Below are 21626 nucleotides of genomic sequence, written 5' to 3' on the forward strand. Positions count from 1 at the left end.
TATGATGAAAGGATGGTTGCGGCGCAGTTTACTCAGACAACTAGTTAGCTATTTCTCAGGCTTATCAGTCATTACCGTGAGCGTAGTGGCTATTGGTTCTTATTTTCACGCCCGTAGTTCTCTATCAACGGAAGTCGTCAACCGCCTCACTGTAGCAACACAACTAAAATCCTTGCAACTCCAAAAGTGGGTAGAAAATCAGTTGCAAGACATTCTGGTGGTCAGCCAAGATGTAGAAGTTCAAGAGTTACTAGGTCAAATGTTGGCTTCCGATCCCAGTCAACCTGCTTATCAGAAAGCTTACGCTAATCTCAAAAAAAATATTGGGCGCATTAGTCTTGTGAAGCCAAACTTAGGCAGTATTCGTGTTACTCGAAATAGTGGTTTTGTGATCTTCTCTTCCACCGATTCTAAACTTGAAGGAACCTATTTACCCTTGGGCGATCCCGCTACCTACTTTACAAGCGATCGCATTGATACTGTTGTCCCTAATTTTTATATTTCACCACGCACCAACAAGGTTTCCATAACTGTCACTACATCACTTTTAGATGAAAATAATGTTAAAATGGGAGCCGTGACTGCTGACTTTAATCTAGATTACATTGACACATTGATTCGCGATAATACAGGTTTGGGGGAGACAGGCGAAACCTATCTAATTGGTAAAGCTGGTACTAAAACCATTTTTGTGGCTGGCAATCAAGTGGAACCTAACGATCCGTCACGAAAAAAAGCGGTGAATAGCGATGGTATCGAGCAAGCGATCAAGCAACAGAGTGGGTTTGGCTTATATAACAACTATGCAGGAATTCCTGTAGTCGGCGTTTATTGGTGGTTGCCTTCCCAAAACTTAGCATTGATTGCCGAAATCAACCAAGATAAAGCCTTTGCACCAGCCGATCGCTTAGCAATTAATATTCTGATATTGGGCTTTCTATCTTCTGGCATACTTCTCATCGCCATTTATCTGTTTTCCCGCCAAATTACCCGCCCGATTTTAGCAATTAATGCTACTGCCGCACGTTTGGCTGAGGGAGATCTAAACCAAACTGCACCAATCATGACTGAGGATGAGGTGGGAGTTCTTGCCCAAACCTTTAACAAAATGGCAAAACAACTAGAAAGCTCATTCCAGAAATTGGGAGAATATTCCCAAACCCTAGAGCAGAAAGTGGAAGAACGCACTCAGGAACTCTCTCAGACTTTAGTTCACCTTCAAACGACCCAAGCCGAATTAATTCAATCAGAAAAAATGGCAGCGCTAGGACAACTTACGGCTAGCGTAGCCCATGAAGTCAACACACCTTTAGGAGTGATTCGCAGTGCCACAGGCAATATTATCGCTACATTGAACATTTTACTGCCCCAATTGCCAGTGTTGATGCAGCGCCTAAATCCTACACAACAAGCAGCTTTTATAGCTTTGGTAAATACCTCACTTCAGCAACAGCAGTCTCTGTCAACTAAAGAAGAAAGACAACTGCGGCGACGATTGCAAACAGAACTGGATGCGATGGGGATTGCCAAAGCCCAAGAGATTGCCGACCAATTCACCCTCCTACGGATAGAATCATGTCTAGAAGTCTATCAGCCCCTTCTAGAAGCACCTGATTGCGATGAAATTTTACAAGTCGCTTATAAGCTAGTGCAACAAAGCCAGAATGCCATTAGCATTCAAGAAGAAGTTGATCGCGCCGCAAAGATTGTTTTTGCACTCAAAACCTATAGCCATCGTAGTAGTGACGCTGAAGAGAAAAGTCTGATTCAAATTAGCGATGGCATCGAAATCGCCTTAACGCTATACCAAAGCCGCTTGAAGCAAGGGATAGAGGTGATTCGCAAATATGAGCCAGTCCCCGATCTTCTATGTAATCCAGATGCGCTTACACAGGTGTGGGTTAATTTAATTGACAATGCTGTTTATGCGATTGGTAAAGCGGGAACTCTAGAAATAGCGATCGCCTCACAAGCAGGGCAAATAGTGGTTGAAATTACTAATTCAGGTGAGGCAATTCCCGATGAAATAATACCGAGACTATTTGAACCATTTTTTACAACCAAGCCGAGAGGAGAAGGGAGTGGACTGGGCTTAGATATTGTGCGTCAAATCGTGCAGAAACATGGCGGTGATATTCAAGTAAGTAGCCAAATAGGAAAGACTAAATTCAGTATAAATTTACCTTTTGACTTCGTCCTTGACATCTGAATCTCTGTCTTTCAAAGTAAGCCTTGATATATAATTATTTCTTACTTCCGTAGTGAGTACAGCGTTTTGCGCTTACTTAGGGCTTACTGAAAAAGCAAGAAAAGCATACAAGCAAAGGTTTCTAAGGAGAACGAAAACAGATAAAATGCAAGAAAAAGCAAGAAAAGCTAGAAAAACCCTTGCACCAATAAAATTGCATGTACCGACAATCCCCCACAGGACAGCTATCATTCGAGAACTTCTACTTACCATTTGGCGGCAAACTATCAGGAGAAAATCGATGGGTAAGATTAGCAGAACTAGTGCCGTGGGAAGAATTTGAGAATGAATATGCAGAACAATTTAGCGAAGGACAAGGAGCACCAGCAAAACCATTTCGGATAGCACTTGGGGCGCTGATCATCAAAGAGAAGCTAGGAACAAGTGACGAAGAGACAGTAGAACAAATTCGTGAGAATCCATATTTACAATACTTCCTAGGCTTATCAGAGTACAGCGACAACGCCCCATTTGAAGCAAGCATGATGGTACATTTCCGCAAGCGATTGAATCTAGAGATCGTGGGCAGAATCAACGAACGGATTGTGAAGCCTCCTAAAGAGTCGGGACAAAAAGAGAAGGAAGCAAAGCAGTACAAGAAAGAAGAAAGAGAAGAGATAGAAGAGAAGTTAGAAGAGCAGAATATAGAAAAGGAACAGAAAGAACCAGAACCAGCAAACCAAGGAAAATTGCTGCTAGATGCAACAGTCGCGCCATCCGACATCCGTTATCCCACTGACATCAAACTGTTGAACGAAGCAAGAGAACAAACGGAAATAGTGATTGATGCTCTTTACCAACAAGTGAAAGAACAATTAGCGAAGAAACCACGCACCTATCGCCGTGAAGCAAGGACAGCGTATCTCCAAATTGCCAAACAACGCCAACCCAATCGTAAAAGGATTCGCAAAGCATTGCGCCAACAGTTGGGATATGTGCGTCGCAATCTTGCCCATATTGACACTCTAATTGCCGCAGGGGCAAAGCTATCGGAATTGAAGAGGAGTCTCTATCGGAACTTGCTAGTCGTCAGTGAAGTATATCGGCAACAACAATGGATGTACGAGCAAGGTGGTCATCGCATAGATGACCGCATCGTCAGTATTACGCAACCTCATGTACGTCCGATTGTCAGAGGTAAGGCAGGAACACCTGTGGAGTTTGGCGCTAAACTCTCAGTTAGTTGTGTCGATGGTCATGCCTTTCTCGACCATCTCAGTTGGGATAACTTCAATGAATCGGGGGATTTGCAGCAACAAGTAGCATTGTTTAAATCTCGCTTTGGACATTATCCTGAAGCGGTTTACGTTGACCAGATTTACCGCACTCGCAGCAATCGCGCCTATTGTCGAAATCTCGGTATTCGGATTACGGCTCCGCCTTTGGGCAGACCTGTACCCGATGAGTTGGCGGCTATTCGCAAGCAGACTCTCGAAGATGCTAAGGTTCGCAATCAAATTGAAGGTAAGTTTGGACTGGCTAAACGACGGTTCAGTCTAAATCGCGTCATGTCCAAGTTGGCAAATACATCGGAAACGGCGATCGCTATCACTTTCTTGGTGATGAATTTGGAAGCGCTGCTCAAGCAGCTTGCTTTTTTCGGTTTGTCTTGGTTTATCTTTTGCTGGCAACTCTTTGTTCTTCCTTCTTGGAAACCCCTTTTTAACTTTAATTCTTTTTCTTGGCAATTTCCTTGTAGACACTCAAAGTATTATCCCCTTCCTCTTTGCCCACTACTTTTCCCTTAGTCTCTTTTTCAGCAAGCCCTACTTAAAACCCAGAAATATTTTTGAAAGCGTTGCGAAGCAACGCTTTCAAAAATATTTCTGTACTACTCAAAGCCTCCACAGGATGTAAGCCCTGTTTTTAGAGTGAGAATTTAACCTTCGTATATCTTTTTGAGAACTTGAAGCTATCTTGCAACACTTCTGGAATCAAATCACCATATAGGCTTATAAAAATGTTTGCTAGCAACAATGCTAATTACCGCAGAATCTTTATCTCGCTTGTGACTAGCTTTTTACTATTCAATGGAGTTGGTTGTAATTCAAATAATCCAACTTCTAAAACAACTCAAGCTGAAAATCAAATAGAAACTCTAGCAAAACAGCAAAGATTTGACGGGATTACGATCACAGTTGCTACCTTTGACAAACCAATTGGCGTAGGAGTCGAGCGCCGAGCAACGGAATTTGAAAAATTGACGGGTGCTAAAGTCAATATGGTAAAGCTTCCACTTAAAGATGTCTTTTCATCCATGCAGCGAGAGTTTGCTAACAAAACTAATCAGTACGATGTCGTAGTTTTCTCACCTCAATGGATGGCTGACTTTGTCGTACCAGGATACCTAGAAAATTTAACTCCCCTTGTAAAAGCCGATCGCCAACTGCAATGGGATGATATAGCACCCTTTTTTCGAGATTTTACCGCTACCTATCAGGGACAAATCTATGCTATTCCAGTGGATGGAGACTTTCACATGGTTTACTATCGCACGGATTTATTAGAAAAAGCAGGAGTAACCCCCCCAAGAACTTGGGATGATTATGTAGCTGTTGCCAAAAAATTTCATGGGAAAGACCTTAACGCCGATGGGCAACCAGACTATGGTTCCTGCATGGCTAAACAACCAAAACACGTCAACCATCAACTTTTTTGGTCTGTCGCTAGTTCTTTTCTCCAAACTCAAGGAACTCAACAGGGCGGATTTTTTGATCGTGAAACGATGAAGCCATTAGTGAATAACGAAGCCTTTGCAAAAGCGCTTGATATTTATAAAGAAACGACTCAATATGCACCTCTAGACGAATTAACTTTGAATCTTGATGGCGCAAGAAAGCTGTTTATGGATGGGCGCTGTGCGCTGACCCTAGATTGGGGGGATACGGGGACGTTGGCGATCGACCCAGCCATCTCGAAAATCCCTGATAAATTCGGTGCATTAGTATTGCCAGGTAGCCAACAAGTTCTCGATCGCAAAACGGGTAAATTAGCAGCCTGTGACAAATTTCTTTGTCCCTATGCCATTGATGGCGTGAACCATGCTCCCTATGGGGCGGTCGGCGGATGGGTTGGAGGGATTAATGCTGCTGCCAAACCCGCCGTTAAAGAAGCTGGATATGCGTTGATTTCCTACATTAGTCAACCTGCACAAGCAAATGTTGATGTCACGATTGGGATTACAGGCTTTAATCCATACCGCATCTCACAGTTTATGAACCGTGAAAATTGGTTAAAGGTGGGTATGCAAGAGGCGGCTGTGAGCAAATACTTGGGTGGGATTTCAGTGAGTTTAAAAAATCCAAACATGGTACTAGATCTGCGAGTTCCTGAAAATGCTCTTTACCAGCGAGAAATTTTGGATAAGGCTCTAACAAAATTTCTTGCAGGGAAAATAACTCGTCAGGAAGCAATTCAACAAATTGAGCAAGAGTGGGAGAAAACAACAGATCGCGTCGGTCGAGAGTCTCAACTAAAAGCTTACCGATCCAGTTTAGGAGCTGAATAATCACAGGGAGAATAGCGATGTTGCGTTGGAATCTCAGTACCAAAGTTGTTGTGGCTTACTCAGGATTAATAGCCTTGATGGCGGGGGCACTTACTACCACTCTTTACTGGCAATTTCGGACAGCCCATCAGCAAGCAATGCACGATCGCCTATTAGATTTGCTGAGTTTGACAGTACCGCTAATTGACAGTGACTATCATTCACTCACCTTAACCTCCAAGGATAAAGATAAACCTTACTATACGATTAATCTCAAACACATCCAAACGGTTCAAGCTACTACTAAAGGGGTCGAACGCATTTATACTCTGCGTCCTCAAGGTAATGGTCAATTCAACATTGTGTTAAATTACGATCCCAACTCTAAACAATCAGTATTGGTAGGAGAGAGTCTAAAAGAATTAACGCCAATCCTTTTAAAAGAAGGTGCAACCCTATCTCAACCCAAAGTTGAGAAGTATTTGTTAAAGAATGGAGATGATAAACCTGTGTTGTACGGGTATGCACCTATCAAAGATCAATTTGGGCGCTTAGAGGGAATTTTAGCTATCGAATTAGATGCCAGTTCTATCGTTCAAACTAAAAACCTTGGCAGAGCGATCGCCTTAGTGATTTTCTTGAGCATTTTAGCCTCAACGATCATCATCGTGCGTTGGTTGGCGCAATGGCTAATTGTCAACCGGACTCTGCGCTTAAATGAAGCTGCTAAGAAGATTGCCAATGGAGAATGGCATCAATCTTTATCAACTGAGAGTGATGATGAATTGGGAGAGCTAGCCAAGTCTTTTAATGATATGGCGCAACAACTGGAAAGCTCATTTCTCAAGTTGGGAGAATATTCCCAAACCCTAGAGCAGAAAGTGGAAGAACGCACTCAGGAACTCTCTCAGACTTTAGTTCACCTTCAAACGACCCAAGCCGAATTAATTCAATCAGAAAAAATGGCAGCGCTAGGACAGCTCACGGCTAGCGTAGCCCATGAAGTCAACACACCTTTAGGAGTGATTCGTAGTGCCACAGGCAATATTATCACTGCTTTGAATATTTTACTGCCCCAATTGCCAGTGTTGATGCAGCGCCTAAATCCTACACAACAAGCTGCTTTTATCGCTTTGGTAAATACTTCACTTCAGCAACAGCGGTCTCTGTCAACCAAAGAAGAACGACAACTACGGCGACGATTGCAAACAGAACTGGATGCTTTGGGGCTGGTTGAGTTCCAAGAGATCGCTATTCAACTTACCCTCCTGCGGATAGAAACTTCTCTAGAATCCTATCAGCCCCTTTTTGAAGCTCCTGATTGCGATGAAATTTTGCAAGTCGCTTATAAGCTAGTGCAACAAAGTCAGAATGCCATTAGCATTCAACAGGAAGTTGATCGCGCCGCAAAGATTGTTTTTGCACTCAAAACCTATAGCCATCGCAGCAGTGAAGCTGGGGAGAAAAGCCTGATCCAAATTAGCGATGGCATCGAAATTGCCTTAACGCTATATCAAAATTGCTTGAAGCAAGGAATAGAGGTGATTCGTAAATATGAGCCAGTCCCTGATCTTCTCTGTGACCCAGATGCGCTTACGCAGGTGTGGGTTAATTTAATTGACAATGCTATTTATGCGATCGGTAAAACGGGGACTCTAGAAATAGCGATCGCCACGCAAGCAGGACAAGTGGTCGTGGAAATTACAAATTCGGGCGCTGCAATTCCCGAAGAAGTCATGCCTCGACTATTTGAGCCATTTTTTACGACTAAACCGAGAGGTGAAGGCAGTGGACTGGGTTTAGATATTGTGCACCAAATCGTGCAGAAACATGGTGGTAGTATTTATGTTAGAAATCAATGCGGAGGGGTCACATTTTCGGTTATTATTCCTTTATCTGAATATACAAACTAGCGATCTGGAATTAAGCCCAATGTAAATCTAAATTAAAGAACTAACGGATTTTAAGTTCCGAGTAATATCCATTCTAACCGTAGAAACTGATGACGAATAAACTGACTATTATTTGTGTTGATGATGAACGCAATATTCTGCTGATGCTGAGAAATCAGTTAATGCATTTTTTCTTAGATTGCAAGATTGAAATTGCCGAAAGTGGAGATGAAGCACTAGAAGTTATTGAGGAGATATTATCTAACGGGGGGGATGTTGCTCTATAGCAATCCTAAATGGTTTGTGGAAGGACACCCCTTCGGGGTGTCCTTCCACAAACAAAAAAAATCCACAAATGATATAGGACTGCTATAGTAATTGCCGACCAAATCATGCCGAAGATGAAAGGAGATGAGTTTTTGATCGAACTCCATAATCGTCATCCTGAGATCCTAAAGGTGATGCTAACAGGACAAGCCAATGTTGAAGATATTGGCAATGTCGTCAATCGCGGAAATCTCTATCGTTTTATATCTAAACCTTGGAACGAAACAGATTTGAGGTTAACAGTAGTAGAGGCTTTGCGGAGATTTGAACAAGAGAAACAACTTGCCAAACATCAGTTAGCCCTTGAGCAAACTAATCTAGAACTAATCGAGCTAAATGCAAATCTTGAGAGAGCTTATGTGGAACTCAAGAGCGTTTCTAAATTAAAAGATGAGTTTCTTGCCATGATGAGTCATGAATTACGGACACCATTCAACTCGATTTTAGGCGTGTCAGAATGTTTGCTTGAAGAAATTTATGGTCAGATCAACCCTCGTCAAAAGGAGGCGATCTCCATCATTGAAAGTAGTGGTAAACATCTTCTGAAATTGATTAATGACATTCTATATTTCTCAAAACTTACAACAGATTTAGTGAAACTGGATATCGAATCGGTAGCGATCGCAGATTTATGTAATTCCAGTCTAGACTTTGTGAAAGAACAGGCTCTCGCAAAGAAAATTCAAATTACGATAAACATATCCCCAGACATAGAATTCTTTGAAGCCGATCCGCTGCGGATGAGACAAGTATTAATCAACTTACTTAATAATGCAATTAAATTCACCCCCACTGGTGGCAATGTCAGTTTGGATGTAAAGATAGATCTGCCACCGAGTAAGCTTGTAACCTCTTCTAACGTGAATAAGACATCAGATGCGTTAGAACAAATAGCTAATAATCAGGAAATATCGAATATTAACTCTTGGATTTATTTTGTAATTACTGATACTGGGCTTGGCATTGCACCTAGCGATCAAAACAGGCTATTTCAACCGTTTATACAGATTGACAGTGGGCTTAACCGTAATTACGAAGGCATAGGAATAGGGCTTGCAATAGTAAAGCAAATCGTCGAACTCCACAATGGTTATGTTGATTTGAGTAGTGAGCTTGGTCAGGGTAGTTGTTTTACTGTGGGCATACCATTTAGGAATTGACTCACTATCAATTGCAATTCTGAGCGCTCCATCCTAAATCCAAAAGTTTTGAAAGCAATGTTAAGATCAGTTAATACAGATATTTTTGCGAATATGCCAAGAATAAATTTTGCCAATTTTGACTTTGGTGATAGATAAACACAATGAGCAAACCAACTATCCTTTGTGTTGATGACGAACGCAATGTTCTCCTCAGCATTAGGACTCAATTAATGCGGTGCTTTCCTGATTTTATGGTTGAAATTGCGGAGAGTGCTGAAGAAGCCTTAGAAGTTGTTGAGGATCTGATCGATAGTGGTCACGAACTTCCCCTCGTCATTGCCGATCAGATTATGCCCAACATGAGAGGTGATCAGTTTTTGATCGAACTTCATGATCGCTATCCTAAGATCCTTAAGGTAATGCTGACGGGGCAAGCCCGCGCCGAAGATGTCGGCAATGTCGTCAATCGTGGCAACCTTTATCGGTTTATGTCCAAGCCTTGGAATGAGAATGATCTCCAGCTAACTGTATCTGAAGCTTTGCGAAGTTATAAAAAAGATCGCACCATCGAAGAGCAGTATTTAGCCCTCGAACAATCCAAATTAGAACTAGAGAGACTTAATGCCAACCTAGAAAAGCAAGTACAAGAACGTACGCAACAACTGCGACTGAGTGAAGAACACTATCGCATTCTTTCAGAAATAAGCCCTGTGGGGATCTTTCGCAACGATGCTAATGGAAATTGTACCTATGCCAATGCTAAAACCCTCGAAATCACTGGACTTTCTACTGAAGAAAATTTAGGTGATGGCTGGGGTAAAAATTTACATCCCGATGATCGCGCTTGGATGTATGCTGCTTGGGCAAACTTTGTCGAACAGTCAAATCTTGGGCATAAGGTCGATTATTGCCTTGAGCATCGGTATGTCAATCATGATGGGGCAGTCAGGTGGGGGGTTGTGCAAGCCGTTCCCGAACGCAATGCCAATGGTGATGTCGTGGGCTTTGTCGGCACAGTATCAGATATTAGTGATCGCAAACAGAACGAAGAATTATTGAGGCTAAGCGAACAAAAACAAAGAGCCTTGATCGAGGCTTTACCCGATCTAGTGATGCGGGTTAGTCGAGAAGGTTTTTATCTTGATTTTTACGCGACCAGTACCTTCAACATAATTGGCAAAACTGGAGACTTTATCGGTACTCATATAAATGACTCCCTCCCTCCCGATTTAGCCACAAGACGGATGAAGGCGATTCATAATGCTTTAGCCACCAAGGAAATACAAATATACGAGCAAGAAATTTTAGTTGAGGGGATTTTACAAATCGAAGAATGTCGGGTGGTAGCTTGTGGAGAGGATGAAGTTCTGATCGTGGGTCGTGATATTAGCGATCGCAAACGCTCAGAAAAAGCGTTGCGAGAAAGCGAATCCCATAAAGCCGCCATAATTCGTGCTTTGCCCGATCTAATCATGCGAATTCATAAAGATGGAACCTATCTTGAATTCCATAGTACAGAGAGTTTTAATGTTTTGGGGAAAGCTGAAGACTTTGTTGGGAATCGTCAAGATAAGAATTTATTTCCTAATGTAGCTGAACAAAGAATGAAGATGATTAACACGGCTCTAGAAACTGGGGATATTCAAATATACGAGCAAGAGATATGGGTGGCTGGAAAGCTGCAAACCGAAGAGGTGAGGATTGTCCCCTATACGGAGGATGAAGTTTTGCTTTTAGTCAGAGATATAAGCGATCGCAAGCAATCAGAATTAGCACTCCAAAGTTTATTGGAAGGTACTGCTTCAGTTACTGGACAAGAATTTTTCCCAGAATTAGTTAAGCATATTGCGATCGCCCTTGATGTTTCCAATGTCTTCATCACTAAGTTGGTTGGCGAAAATCTAGAAACTGTAGCGTGGTATGCTGACAATCAGATTCAGCCAAATCTTACTTATCCAATTGCTTATACTCCCTGCGGAGCGACTTTTCGCGAAGGAATCTACTACTGTTCTTCTGGAGTAAAACAGCTATTTCCTCTTGATGAGGATTTGGTGAAAATGGGTGTAGATAATTATATAGGGGTCGCATTACAAAATTCGGCAGATGAAAAGATCGGGGTGATTTGTGTGCTAAATCATCAACCATTAGCTAATCCAACACGAGCCGAACTATTACTGCGTATCTTTGGGGCGCGAGCATCTGCCGAATTAGAGAGAATGCAGGTATTTGAGGATTTGCAAATATTGAATACAGAGCTAGAGCAACGTGTACAGGAACGAACAAAGGAACTATCAAAAGCACGTAATTTTCTCGAAGCAATTATTGAAAATTTACCTGTGGCTCTATTTGTTAAAAATGGGAAAGAAGAAAGATTTGGTGAATTTTTACTATGGAATAATACCTGCGAACTCATGTTCGGTTCTAGTAAAGAGCAAGCACTTGGCAACTCTGTCTATAATTTTTTCCCAAAAGAAAAATCTGATTTCTTTAATGAGAAAGACCGATCATCATTTGCACTTGGTAAAATTGAAGATATTCCTGAAGAACCAATTGACAGTTTGACTTTGGGGCGCAGAATTCTTCATACAATTAAAGTCCCTATATTCGATGAGCATGGGAAACCTGATTATTTGATCTGTATTTCTGAGGATATTAGCGATCGCAAAGCTACAGAACTAGAACGCGATCAACTTCTCCAAGAACTATCTCAACTCAATAAAAGCCTCGAACTGCGTGTCGAAGAACGAACTGCTGAACTTGTAAACGCCCAAGAGCGAATCATTGCCCAAGAAAAACTTGCCTCTCTCGGCACGCTCACGGCGGGTATAGCCCATGAGCTGCGTAATCCTCTTAACTTTGTCACAAACTACGCACTAGGTTCAATTGAACTCAGTCAAGAATTGTTAGAAGCGATTGAACCTTTGCGCCTTTCTTTCGATTTTGAGACTTCAGATCTGGTCGAGACATTAATCGCCGATATCCAAGAAAATGCCATGACGATTCGTAATCATAGCCAAAGAGCTGAAAATATTATCTTCAACATGATGCAACATGCTCGTACTGATGAGGCAAAAGCAAGCCCGCGACCAACTCAAATTAATGATTTACTCGACCAATCCTTAAAGTTGGCGTATCACAGTAAAAAAATACAAAATAGCAATTTTGACATCACGTTTCAGACCGACTATACCGCTGACTTGGAATTAGTTGATCTAGTCACGGGATCTATGAGTAGAGCATTCATTAATCTCATTGATAATGCCTATGATGCCATGCGTCACCAAAAGAATCTTCTAGATCTCTCCAAAGGCGCAGAAAAATATCGTCCTACGCTCAGCCTTTCGACGCGCAGTCTCGGCGATCGCGTCGAGATTAGGATTCGTGACAATGGCTGTGGGATTGCCCCTGAGATCCAAAACAAGCTCTTAGACCCTTTCTTTACAACTAAACCTCCTGGAGAGGGCACTGGGCTAGGACTTTTCCTTACTCACGATATAATCGTTAAGCAACATAAAGGTACTTTAATGATTAATCCAATTGCTAGTCAATTTACTGAAATAATTGTTACCATACCTTACAGATATACTTAAAAAATAAGATCCTAATTCCAAATCAGAATAATTCATGTATTGGTATTAAGAATACCTACGCCAAAACTCAACTATGAAAGAAGGGACAAATTTAGTATTAGTCGTTGATGATGAGTTTGAAATTCAACGCCTGTTTAAGCAAATATTTAGAAAAAGAATTCGGAATGGAGAGCTAAGTTTTCAATTTGCTCAAAATGGGGTGGAAGCATTAGAGATTCTAAGGGAATCCAATTCGATCGACATGATCTTGACCGATATTCAGATGCCAAAAATGGATGGATTAACGTTATTGACAAACTTGGCAGAGTTTGAATGCCCGCTGAAAGCCGTAGTTATTTCTGCATTTGGCGACATGAAGAACATTCGTACAGCGATGAATCGGGGAGCCTTTGACTTTCTGATGAAACCCATTGATTTTGAAGATTTAGAAATTACAATTAACAAAACTTTGGCATTTGTGCATGATTTGAGAGCGCAAAAGCAAAAGCTACAATCAACTCTGGATCGACTGCATAGCTTAGTTTTCTATGATCAACTGACAGGCTTAAGCAATCGCTATGGACTGTTGCAAAAAATTGCTAAAAGTATGGAATTAAAGCGAACTAAAGGCATAGATTTCGCTTTATTAAAGTTAGATGTAGAACGCTATCCCATCATTAAGTCTGGGTTTGGTCATACGCTTAGCGATCGCCTCTTAGTTGAAATTGCTCACCGATTGGGAGACTGGGATATTTCATCTAAGGTCGTGGCTCGATTAGAAAGCAATGAATTTGCGATATTGCTACAGGATGTTAAAAATTTATCTGTCATTGAAAACTACATTGAACAACTTCATCAGCTTTTCAATCTTCCTGTTCAACTTGACGAGATTACCGTATCATCAAAAACTCGTATAGGTGCAGTCACTAGTGATTTAGAAGATAGTCAACCAGAAGACTATTTGAGAGCGGCTGACACTGCCTTCGACTATGCAAGAAATGGTAGGGAGCGTACGATTTTCTTTGATGATAGTATGCAACTGAAGGCTATTCATCGAGTAAACCTTGAAGTTAATTTGCAAGAAGCGATAGAATCTAAGCAAATCCTTGTGTTTTATCAGCCAATTTTCTCATTGCAAACAGGTAAGATTAAAGGCTTTGAAGCTTTGGCGCGCTGGCTAACCCCAAATAAGAGATGGATTTCACCCTTAGAGTTTATTCCATTGGCAGAAGAAACAGGTTTGATTGTTCCATTAGGGCGTTTTCTTTTGTCAGAAGCTTGCGCTCAAATGGGGCGCTGGAAACATCAATTTCCTGACATTTGCCCTGAAAGTATTAGCGTTAATTTATCCAGTTTACAACTAACTAATTCAGAGCTATTGGAAGACATTGATCGCAGTCTCCTCTCCGCAGGCTTGAATGGGGAAAGCTTGAATTTAGAGATTACTGAGAGTGTTTTAATGGAAAATGTCAAAACTGCGATCAATGTTTTAGAGCAACTGCGGAAACGCTCTATTGGACTTTCAATTGATGATTTTGGTACAGGTTATTCTTCTCTTTCTTATCTCCAATCCTTACCCATCACTGCCCTAAAGATTGATCGTTCTTTTATTAAAGATATTGACACAGATTCAAATAGCTTAGAAATTACGTAATTGCTCAACCTATAGAAAACAATGATTTGAGAGGATTCAAAGCGATAAGAATGGACTCAAAAGCAGAAAAGCCTTGTCTTTTTCCAGTATTGACAATGGAACGAACAGCCGCAAATAAGTCACGCCCCCAATCGGAGCGAAAACCATTCGTAACTTTTCTAAAAATGACACTCCAACGTAAAGCCTGTTCGCTAGAGTTATTAGTTGGCGGGATGGTGTGGTCATCCAAAAACAGAAATAAGTTTTCTCGTAATTCTAGATATCGCTTCTGTAATCTAAGTCCATCTTCTTGAGTAGGTAACAGAGCTAAAATATTGTCGAGGTCTCGATACAATCGACATCGATATTGATAACGAGTAGAGTCAGCTAAATCCGACCATCGCCTTCGCAGCACCAAAGCTCGTAGCAGCAGCTTTTTCATCCTGCCAGAGAAAATCTGGTCTCCTGCATCAATTCCATACTGACAATCTCTGAGTTGATGGGCAAGACAAACTTGCCATTCTGTCGCTGGATTGGTCTTTTGGGCGCTAAACAAATCTGATACCCACACCTCTGGTTGATGCTCTGCCATCACTTCGGCGATGACATCTGCGCCTCTAGACGGTCGGATGATATGAAAACATACTTGTTCGTTCTGAAATACCCATTCCCATTGATTTTTACCGTTTACCCTTGCACTGGTTTCGTCACTGCATACTAGACGAGATGTTTTTAGGGCTTGGAGTATTCCTGTCACCTCCGACTCTAGTTGTCCTTTCACCCTTGTTAAGAGATTGGCGATACCTCCTTCTGATATCTCTAAGCCAAATACTTCACTCAGCATTTGCTGCATTCTTCCATAGCTTATACCGTGACTGTATCTCATCGTTGTCACTAGGGCAGCTATTCTTTCTCCAAAGGGACTTCCTACTTCAAGTCCTACGGGTAATGCTGCGATTTGTTCCTGTCCACAATGCTCACACTTGCATCCATACCTTTCGATTCTGGTAACGATGGGCTTGATTGGTGGTATATCGATCTTGTCGTATCGTTCCAGTAATACCTGCATTGATTCAGCGATCTCTTTCCCACATTCTGCACAACTTTTTACAGTTGCTTTGAGCGTTTGGTCTGGATTTTCACTCAGTTGACGACCTCCTCCATCTCTTCCTATACTTCCTGCTCGTTTGCCTTCTGTTTCTTCTGGATTATTGATTTCCGCTTTAAATCCTTTGGCTGGTGGCAAACTTGAGTTCTTTGAAGTCTTCTTTGGTTTCTTTTCTAACTGTTTCTGTAGTTTTTGTAGTTCTTCCCATAACTTAACTATCAAGGCTTCTTTTGCCTCGTCTGTTAGTTCTTTTAGGTTGGGTAGTTCTTTCATTTCTTTAATTTATCAGCTTTTGCCCCTTTGTCAATTTTCCTACGTTGAGCTATTACGAAATTACTTCGATGATTATTAACTTATCTAATCAGTTGAAGTTGAAGGTAGTTGCTGAGGGGATAGACAAAGAAGCACATACTAACGTTTTGCGATCGCTTTCCTGCGACTATGGACAGGGTTTTCTGTTTTCTCCAGCAGTTGATGCAACTGCTGCGACCAATCTAATTGCTGCTCAGAGTTTTACACCAAAGCACAAAATGGCATAGCCATTTTGTGCTTTTAAAACCCTTACTGGGTTTGCTTTTCAATTCACGAAAGTATTGCCATACTTTCGTGAATTGCTATAAATTGTCGAGTAAAGGAAACGTGAGTTCGATATAGCCATTTGCGGCGTGCTTTGCACGCCGCAAATGGCGAAAAATGGTAAGAATCGCTAGCGATTCTTACCATTTTTCGTTTTCGTCGAACTAACATTAAAGGAAATTTAAAAGAGGGTTAATTGTTGTGGTGGCGGAATAAGCTGATCCCAAGGTAAAACTGGCACTGGAACATTTGCTTTTTCTAACATTTCCTGAAAGTACCTTGCATTATGGGGCGATCGCTCTTCGATTGGGCAGTGCATGAAGAAGTATATTTGCGTTCCCTGTGCGAGCCATTCGCGTACATACGTTTCCCATTCTTGCCAAAAGCGAATATTCAGATCGCGTTCAGGGTGACTGATAAACCGCACAATACTAAAAGGGGCTGTCACTACAGGTTGCAAAGGCAAATTCGGTTTGCGACGCTCCTGTTGGACTGGGACTGATAAAGCAGGATCAATGTCATCACCAAAGGGCAAATCATATATGGGGCGTGAATCTAGTAATACCCGACCGATCCCTAAACTCTGTAATAACTGATTGAGTCGATCACTATGATTCGGCTTAAACCAATCAGCATGACGCACTTCTAAAGCGATTTGATAATCCTGAGTTGGCAACGCTTTCAGAAAATTTTCGAGATCGGCAAAATTCGCAGGGCTATAGCTAGGCGGTAACTGGATAAAGGACACACCTAAGCGATCGCCAAAACCCGATATCAAATCTAAAAACTGGAAAGCCTGCTCGATATAAGGCATCAGCAAACCATTATGGGTGAAATGTTTCGGAAACTTTGGGCAAAAGCGAAATTCTGCGGGTGTATCCTTAGCCCAACGCTCGATGGTTTGGCGATCGGGGATCACATAAAAAGTGGAGTTTACCTCCACCGTCATCAGGCGATCGCTATAAAGTGGCAAAAATTCCGTTGAACGACTTCCTTTTGGGTAAAAATCACCTACCCAACCCTTAAAAGCCCAAACTGCACAACCTAAATAAAATATGTTAGACATTGCAAAAACTAATGAGATTGTGATTGTGCTATAAATACAGCCTATGTTAATTTGATTCCATATTTCTTAATGGATGAAATTTTAGACATGCAACAGTCAAATAGATTAATTGACGCTCATATTGACGACCCAATCACTCCAACCCAAGACAAAACTACTCTGCGTTGTCGTATTGTCCAAACATTAGAGCTAGTCCAAGACACGATCGCTATTTCTCTATGTATTGGGCTATTCTGCGTCATGGTGTTGCAACTTAAGCAGACTTTCCTATCATTAGTTACGACTTTACGCTTTCATGAAGTCACTGCCGATATTTTATTTATCCTCATTTTAGTGGAATTATTTCGCCTATTAATTATTTATCTCCAAGAACAACGAGTATCAATAGGGGTTTCTGTCGAAGTAACAATTGTTTCGGTGTTGCGGGAAGTAATTGTCAAAGGGTTACTAGAAGTCGAATGGAAACAGATATTGGCAACCTGCGCCTTCTTAGTTGCCTTGGCAGTTCTCTTAATCGTTCGGGTCTGGCTTCCCCCGACCTTTGAAGGTATTGATCCCGAACAAAAAGCATCGCAACGCCTCAAAGAGCGTCAATAAAAAAGGGGTGCTTAGCACCCCTTTTTTATTTTGATTTGATTATTTGATCTGACTAAGTAACTGCTTAATAGTTTTGATTAATTCAGGTGGATGATAAGGCTTAGTTAAATAAGCATCCGCTCCCTGTTTCATGCCCCAGTACTTATCGAATTCCTCACTTTTGGTTGTACACATAATTACGGGTACATCCTTCGTAGAGGCATTATTTTTGATCCAACGGCATAACTCATAACCATTCATTTGAGGCATGACCACATCAGTAACAACGAGATCGGGCGTTAAAGCTTTGAGCTTTTCTACTGCCTCAGCACCGTTGTTTGCTTCCGTAACTTCCATACCATGTTGCTTTAAATGTGCCGAGACCATCTCCAACACCATCGGACTATCGTCCACTACGAGGACTTTTACCATGACTGCTTTCCTTGTTTTCCAGTTGTGCGTTAGCGTATATCGTCATCAAAACTCAATGCTTTTAAGAATTAAGTCAGTTTAGAACGATCAATTGCTAATGCAATCATAAAATTTCTAAAACCTTAAAAATAAGATAAGGTTAAGAATATTGCCTAATCAACATTAACTGTTTTTTGATTGCGTCTTTACAGAGTTGTTGAGATAACTTTATCTAAATCATTAACCAATATCAATAAAAGACATCGATATTGTTGACAGTATATCAGAATGCATCTTGGTTAGAGCGTTATGGCAATGGTTACAGTTGAAGGTTTGAGCAAAATTTACAACATAGCGGTCAAAGATTCGGGGCTAATTGGCACTATTAGGCATTTTTGGCATCGTCAATATCGATCCATCGCGGCGGTTAAAGATATATCCTTTGCGATCGCCTCAGGTGAAATAGTTGGATTTTTAGGACCCAATGGCGCAGGCAAAACCACAACACTGAAAATGTTGACAGGCTTAATCCACCCTTCTTCTGGACAGATCCAAGTTGCTGGACATATCCCCTTTCGCAGAGACACCGATTTTTTGCAAAAAATTACCTTAGTCATGGGGCAGAAACAGCAGTTAATTTGGGATCTGCCCGCCCTAGATTCTTTAAAAATGAATGCGGCTGTGTATGACATTCCTGACAAAGTGTTTAAACATCGCCTCGGTGAACTGACGGAGATGCTATCGCTAGAAGGCAAACTCACTCAACCCATGCGAAAGCTCTCCCTTGGCGAGCGGATGAAGGCTGAGTTACTAGCGGCGCTATTGCACCAACCCCAAGTTTTATTTTTAGATGAGCCAACCTTGGGCTTAGATGTTAATGCTCAGGCAAGTGTACGCGAATTTTTGCGGGAATATAATCAGCGCTACAATGCAACGATTTTGTTAACAAGTCACTATATGGCGGATATTACGGCTCTATGTAAACGTGTGTTACTGATTCATGAGGGAGGGCTAATTTATGATGGTAGCCTTGACGGCTTGCATGATAACTTTGCGCCCTATCGGGAAGTGCGGGTGGAGTTATCCCAACCGATAGGCGATCGCGAAGATTTACAAAAATATGGTCAAATCCTAAATATTGATGGTCAAGCGGTTTGCTTTTTAGTGCCCCGCGAAAATTTGACTAAGACTGTTTCCCAAATTCTGGCCGAATTAGAAATTCTGGATTTGTCGGTAAATGAACCTGCGATCGAAGAAGTAATTGGTCGCGTTTTCCGTGCAGGTAGCGTCAATTAATGACGAATTACTATATAGCAATGTAAGTTTTGCTTAGGACATAAAGCCCAAGAATCGAGTGGCGGCGTGAAGCGCCGCCACTCGATTCTTGGGCTTTGGTTGGTTTGTACTAGCTAACTCTTTTTTTGCTATATAGCTATAGCCACAAATCAAAACCCAAATAGTGTGAGGCGGCGCAAAGCGCCGCCTCACACTATTTGGGTTTTATGTCCTAACAAGAATGGCGACAGCTATATTTCGTGAGGGTATCATGATGTTTTGGAGATTGTAACTTTTGTGTAACTAACAAGTAACTTTACGGTCTATCTAAAGTTCGTAGGCAGTATTAGTGTAATGATGGCATTCAAATTGGTTGATTCATGCGAGCAAGAAAAAATCAGATTGTGAGGGGAAAGATCAAAACAGTATTGCCTTTGTATAACTATCAGCAAAAAACATGTTAAACGCTACTCATATGTTTCCACGGGCTCAATATGACGAGGGATCTAAGACTGAAAACTTGATGTTTAATGAAATTTTAAAAGAGTTCTCTTTGCGGGTCAGCATTATTTATAATCTGCAAACTAGCGGTGACATCTCGCCCCGAGAAGCTTACTTGCAAATTGCAGAACTATGGCAAAAGCTAGAAAAATCCACTAACTCTTCGATGTCATAAATAAAAATTGACTCTCTTGGTCTAGTTGTGGACAAGATTAATTTTTTGCAGATGTCTAAAGTTTAGGGGGAAATTCTAGTTGAGGTATTTAGCAACTTCAGAAACAGTGATTGGCTCATTAGATGGATTAGGAACATCCACAACGAAGAGAAATCCCTCAACTTTACCTTTGCCAACCGTATTTAAAGCATCAAGAATTTTGGGCATGTCAGCTTTGATCAAACTGCCGCGATCGTCGTAAATTTCGATCGCCGAGAGACATCCCAAGGTGGCATTCCAGTCAAAGTTTTTGGGATTAACCACTTTATCTTTATTTCGGAAAAAGTCGATCGCTGCACCACTACCATGTATCCGAAATAGCGATCGCCCTACATTCCCCGCCCAAAAGGTTTGCTGAATTGGCGCATAATCTCGCCATGTTGGGGGTAAAAGAGCTTGATAGGCTTGTAAGTTACCTGTGAATTTACCTTTTTGATTTGGTAAAAAAGCATTTACGCCATCCTCAAAAGGCACAAATAAATTCACTAGCGAAAATTGTCCATAGGCATGAAAGAACTCATCGTCAGGTTGTCGTGAAATTCCTTCCATTCGATATAGCCCTTGAGGTGTGCGCCCATTTGTAAAATACCAGTCCAGATTGCGGACTGACTGAAGTAACAATGGCACTGACCAAAGTTGCTGACCCTGTTTTAAAAATTTACCATTGCGATCCTTGATGAGCATTAGACATAAAACATCGCGATTAGGACGGCAGAGAACATATACATGGGCTTGCTGAGGCGCAACTTGCCATTTTAGTAAATCCGTAAGATTGGGAATGGCGGCTGTTTTTTCTGTGATTGGGCGATCGCTAGGCAGGTTTTGCAATGTAGCGCGTAGATGGAGTTCTTGCTGCCATTTAGGAAAGCGTTGCTGTACCTTTAGTTTGAGTTTTGCGAGTTGATTCGGGTCAGCATTGGCAGATTTAGAGAGTGCCGCTAAAGATAGCGCGACCCATTGCGAATCGTCACTAGAATTAATTGTGCGTAAAAAATGTGGTTGCAGCTTGCTATAAACATCAGGCTTAAGTGTATATAGTTCTAAACCCACCTGCATCGCCATATCAATGATCCCCTTTTGGGGATCACTGAGATTTGCGGCTGTGGTCATTTGTAAAACATTTTCGAGAGCTTGCACGGCATAGCTTTTGTCTAGCGCTAAAACCCCAATCGCCCATAGAGACTCTTGCCAATGGGTAGCATTGCTGTCCGTAATCGGATATTTGTTGAGGTCGAATCTACTCGGATGCGCCTTTTGTTGTTGGTCTAGGATTTGAGCATCTCTGGCGATCGCCGTCGCTTTGGTCTGGTAAGCACGGATCGGTGGAGTTTGGGCTTTGACTGGCTGAGATGGACTAGCTGCAAACAAAAAGGCGATCGCCACTACAGCACTAGACATGAATTGATACATAATTTCTTGTCCCAAGAAAATAGGGAAAGCGCATTGCACTTTCCCTATTTTAGTATGGAGCTAAGCGGATTCGAACCGCTGGCCCTCTCAATGCCATTGAGATGCGCTACCAACTGCGCTATAGCCCCAAAAAATCACTAATTAAATTGCTAATTAATTTATTAGCTTGTCTATAATCGCGCAAATCGAGA

At 41.6% G+C, this 21626-nt stretch carries 16 protein-coding genes and 1 tRNA gene; 12 read left to right on the forward strand and 5 right to left on the reverse strand.

All coding sequences use genetic code 11. The features are described from left to right. Position 1: 1 nt before the first annotated feature. From ABM313_RS23170 to ABM313_RS23205, 8 genes are all read left to right on the forward strand, one after another. Positions 2-2209, forward strand: a complete 2208-nt coding sequence (locus ABM313_RS23170) for an ATP-binding protein (RefSeq protein WP_434685488.1) — start codon at positions 2-4, stop codon at positions 2207-2209. 197 nt (positions 2210-2406) lie between these two features. Continuing rightward, positions 2407-3996 (forward strand): IS5 family transposase, encoded by a 1590-nt coding sequence (locus ABM313_RS23175; RefSeq protein WP_434683668.1) that lies wholly within the window; start codon positions 2407-2409, stop codon positions 3994-3996. 260 nt (positions 3997-4256) lie between these two features. Continuing rightward, a complete protein-coding gene (locus tag ABM313_RS23180; RefSeq protein WP_434685490.1) occupies positions 4257-5756 on the forward strand; it encodes an extracellular solute-binding protein in 1500 nt (499 codons plus the stop codon). 17 nt (positions 5757-5773) lie between these two features. Continuing rightward, positions 5774-7648: an ATP-binding protein gene (locus ABM313_RS23185; RefSeq protein WP_434685492.1), complete on the forward strand. Its 1875-nt coding sequence runs from the start codon at positions 5774-5776 to the stop codon at positions 7646-7648. Between the two features lie 89 nt (positions 7649-7737). Continuing rightward, positions 7738-7914: a hypothetical protein gene (locus ABM313_RS23190; RefSeq protein ID WP_434685494.1), complete on the forward strand. Its 177-nt coding sequence runs from the start codon at positions 7738-7740 to the stop codon at positions 7912-7914. Positions 7915-8004: 90 nt separating this feature from the next. Continuing rightward, entirely contained in the window at positions 8005-9114 is a 1110-nt protein-coding gene (locus ABM313_RS23195; protein ID WP_434688579.1) for a sensor histidine kinase, read from the forward strand. Between the two features lie 143 nt (positions 9115-9257). Next, the gene (locus ABM313_RS23200) at positions 9258-12686 is read left to right on the forward strand and encodes a PAS domain S-box protein (protein ID WP_434685495.1); all 3429 of its coding nucleotides are present in this window, start codon (positions 9258-9260) and stop codon (positions 12684-12686) included. A gap of 73 nt (positions 12687-12759) precedes the next feature. Beyond that, complete coding sequence (locus ABM313_RS23205; RefSeq protein ID WP_434685497.1) at positions 12760-14319, forward strand: putative bifunctional diguanylate cyclase/phosphodiesterase; 1560 nt, start codon at positions 12760-12762, stop codon at positions 14317-14319. Positions 14320-14323: 4 nt separating this feature from the next. Here the strand turns inward: ABM313_RS23205 and tnpC are convergent, their stop codons facing one another. Continuing rightward, positions 14324-15679, reverse strand: coding sequence for an IS66 family transposase (gene tnpC / locus ABM313_RS23210; protein ID WP_434683540.1), 1356 nt, complete (start codon positions 15677-15679; stop codon positions 14324-14326). 44 nt (positions 15680-15723) lie between these two features. Here tnpC and ABM313_RS23215 point away from each other — a divergent pair, with 44 nt between their 5' ends. Next, positions 15724-15945 carry an EAL domain-containing protein gene (locus ABM313_RS23215; protein WP_434685499.1) on the forward strand — a complete coding sequence of 74 codons (222 nt, stop codon included), beginning with the start codon at positions 15724-15726 and terminating at the stop codon, positions 15943-15945. Positions 15946-16163: 218 nt separating this feature from the next. On the opposite strand, the gene ABM313_RS23220 is transcribed toward ABM313_RS23215, so the two are convergent. Beyond that, complete coding sequence (locus ABM313_RS23220) at positions 16164-17048, reverse strand: DUF72 domain-containing protein (RefSeq protein WP_434685501.1); 885 nt, start codon at positions 17046-17048, stop codon at positions 16164-16166. 87 nt (positions 17049-17135) lie between these two features. On the opposite strand from ABM313_RS23220, the gene ABM313_RS23225 reads away from it, so the two are divergent. Beyond that, the gene (locus ABM313_RS23225) at positions 17136-17645 is read left to right on the forward strand and encodes a phosphate-starvation-inducible PsiE family protein (RefSeq protein ID WP_434685502.1); all 510 of its coding nucleotides are present in this window, start codon (positions 17136-17138) and stop codon (positions 17643-17645) included. Between the two features lie 39 nt (positions 17646-17684). On the opposite strand, the gene ABM313_RS23230 is transcribed toward ABM313_RS23225, so the two are convergent. Further along, on the reverse strand, positions 17685-18056 hold the full coding sequence (locus ABM313_RS23230; protein WP_434685503.1) for a response regulator: 372 nt from the start codon (positions 18054-18056) through the stop codon (positions 17685-17687). 288 nt (positions 18057-18344) lie between these two features. On the opposite strand from ABM313_RS23230, the gene ABM313_RS23235 reads away from it, so the two are divergent. Next, on the forward strand, positions 18345-19331 hold the full coding sequence (locus ABM313_RS23235) for an ABC transporter ATP-binding protein (RefSeq protein ID WP_434685505.1): 987 nt from the start codon (positions 18345-18347) through the stop codon (positions 19329-19331). Between the two features lie 436 nt (positions 19332-19767). Beyond that, positions 19768-19986 (forward strand): DUF7219 family protein, encoded by a 219-nt coding sequence (locus ABM313_RS23240; RefSeq protein WP_434685506.1) that lies wholly within the window; start codon positions 19768-19770, stop codon positions 19984-19986. Positions 19987-20061: 75 nt separating this feature from the next. Here ABM313_RS23240 and ABM313_RS23245 read toward each other — a convergent pair whose 3' ends face one another. Continuing rightward, positions 20062-21423 carry a hypothetical protein gene (locus tag ABM313_RS23245; protein ID WP_434685507.1) on the reverse strand — a complete coding sequence of 454 codons (1362 nt, stop codon included), beginning with the start codon at positions 21421-21423 and terminating at the stop codon, positions 20062-20064. A gap of 67 nt (positions 21424-21490) precedes the next feature. Further along, positions 21491-21563 (reverse strand) — tRNA-Ala (locus ABM313_RS23250). Between the last annotated feature and the right edge of the window lie 63 nt (positions 21564-21626).

The organism is Pseudanabaena minima str. Chao 2107 (assembly GCF_051131155.1).
Classification (GTDB): domain Bacteria; phylum Cyanobacteriota; class Cyanobacteriia; order Pseudanabaenales; family Pseudanabaenaceae; genus Pseudanabaena; species Pseudanabaena minima.

Excerpts from the sequence above, each read along its gene's own strand:
- ABM313_RS23245 (WP_434685507.1), bottom strand. The coding sequence starts at position 21,423 with ATGTCTAGTGCTGTAGTGGCGATCGCCTTTTTGTTTGCAGCTAGTCCA.
- ABM313_RS23220 (WP_434685501.1), bottom strand. The coding sequence starts at position 17,048 with ATGTCTAACATATTTTATTTAGGTTGTGCAGTTTGGGCTTTTAAGGGT.
- ABM313_RS23190 (WP_434685494.1), top strand. The coding sequence starts at position 7,738 with ATGACGAATAAACTGACTATTATTTGTGTTGATGATGAACGCAATATT.
- ABM313_RS23240 (WP_434685506.1), top strand. The coding sequence starts at position 19,768 with ATGTTAAACGCTACTCATATGTTTCCACGGGCTCAATATGACGAGGGA.
- ABM313_RS23175 (WP_434683668.1), top strand. The coding sequence starts at position 2,407 with ATGTACCGACAATCCCCCACAGGACAGCTATCATTCGAGAACTTCTAC.
- ABM313_RS23205 (WP_434685497.1), top strand. The coding sequence starts at position 12,760 with ATGAAAGAAGGGACAAATTTAGTATTAGTCGTTGATGATGAGTTTGAA.
- ABM313_RS23170 (WP_434685488.1), top strand. The coding sequence starts at position 2 with ATGATGAAAGGATGGTTGCGGCGCAGTTTACTCAGACAACTAGTTAGC.
- tnpC (WP_434683540.1), bottom strand. The coding sequence starts at position 15,679 with ATGAAAGAACTACCCAACCTAAAAGAACTAACAGACGAGGCAAAAGAA.
- ABM313_RS23225 (WP_434685502.1), top strand. The coding sequence starts at position 17,136 with ATGCAACAGTCAAATAGATTAATTGACGCTCATATTGACGACCCAATC.
- ABM313_RS23200 (WP_434685495.1), top strand. The coding sequence starts at position 9,258 with ATGAGCAAACCAACTATCCTTTGTGTTGATGACGAACGCAATGTTCTC.
- ABM313_RS23230 (WP_434685503.1), bottom strand. The coding sequence starts at position 18,056 with ATGGTAAAAGTCCTCGTAGTGGACGATAGTCCGATGGTGTTGGAGATG.
- ABM313_RS23235 (WP_434685505.1), top strand. The coding sequence starts at position 18,345 with ATGGCAATGGTTACAGTTGAAGGTTTGAGCAAAATTTACAACATAGCG.
- ABM313_RS23185 (WP_434685492.1), top strand. The coding sequence starts at position 5,774 with ATGTTGCGTTGGAATCTCAGTACCAAAGTTGTTGTGGCTTACTCAGGA.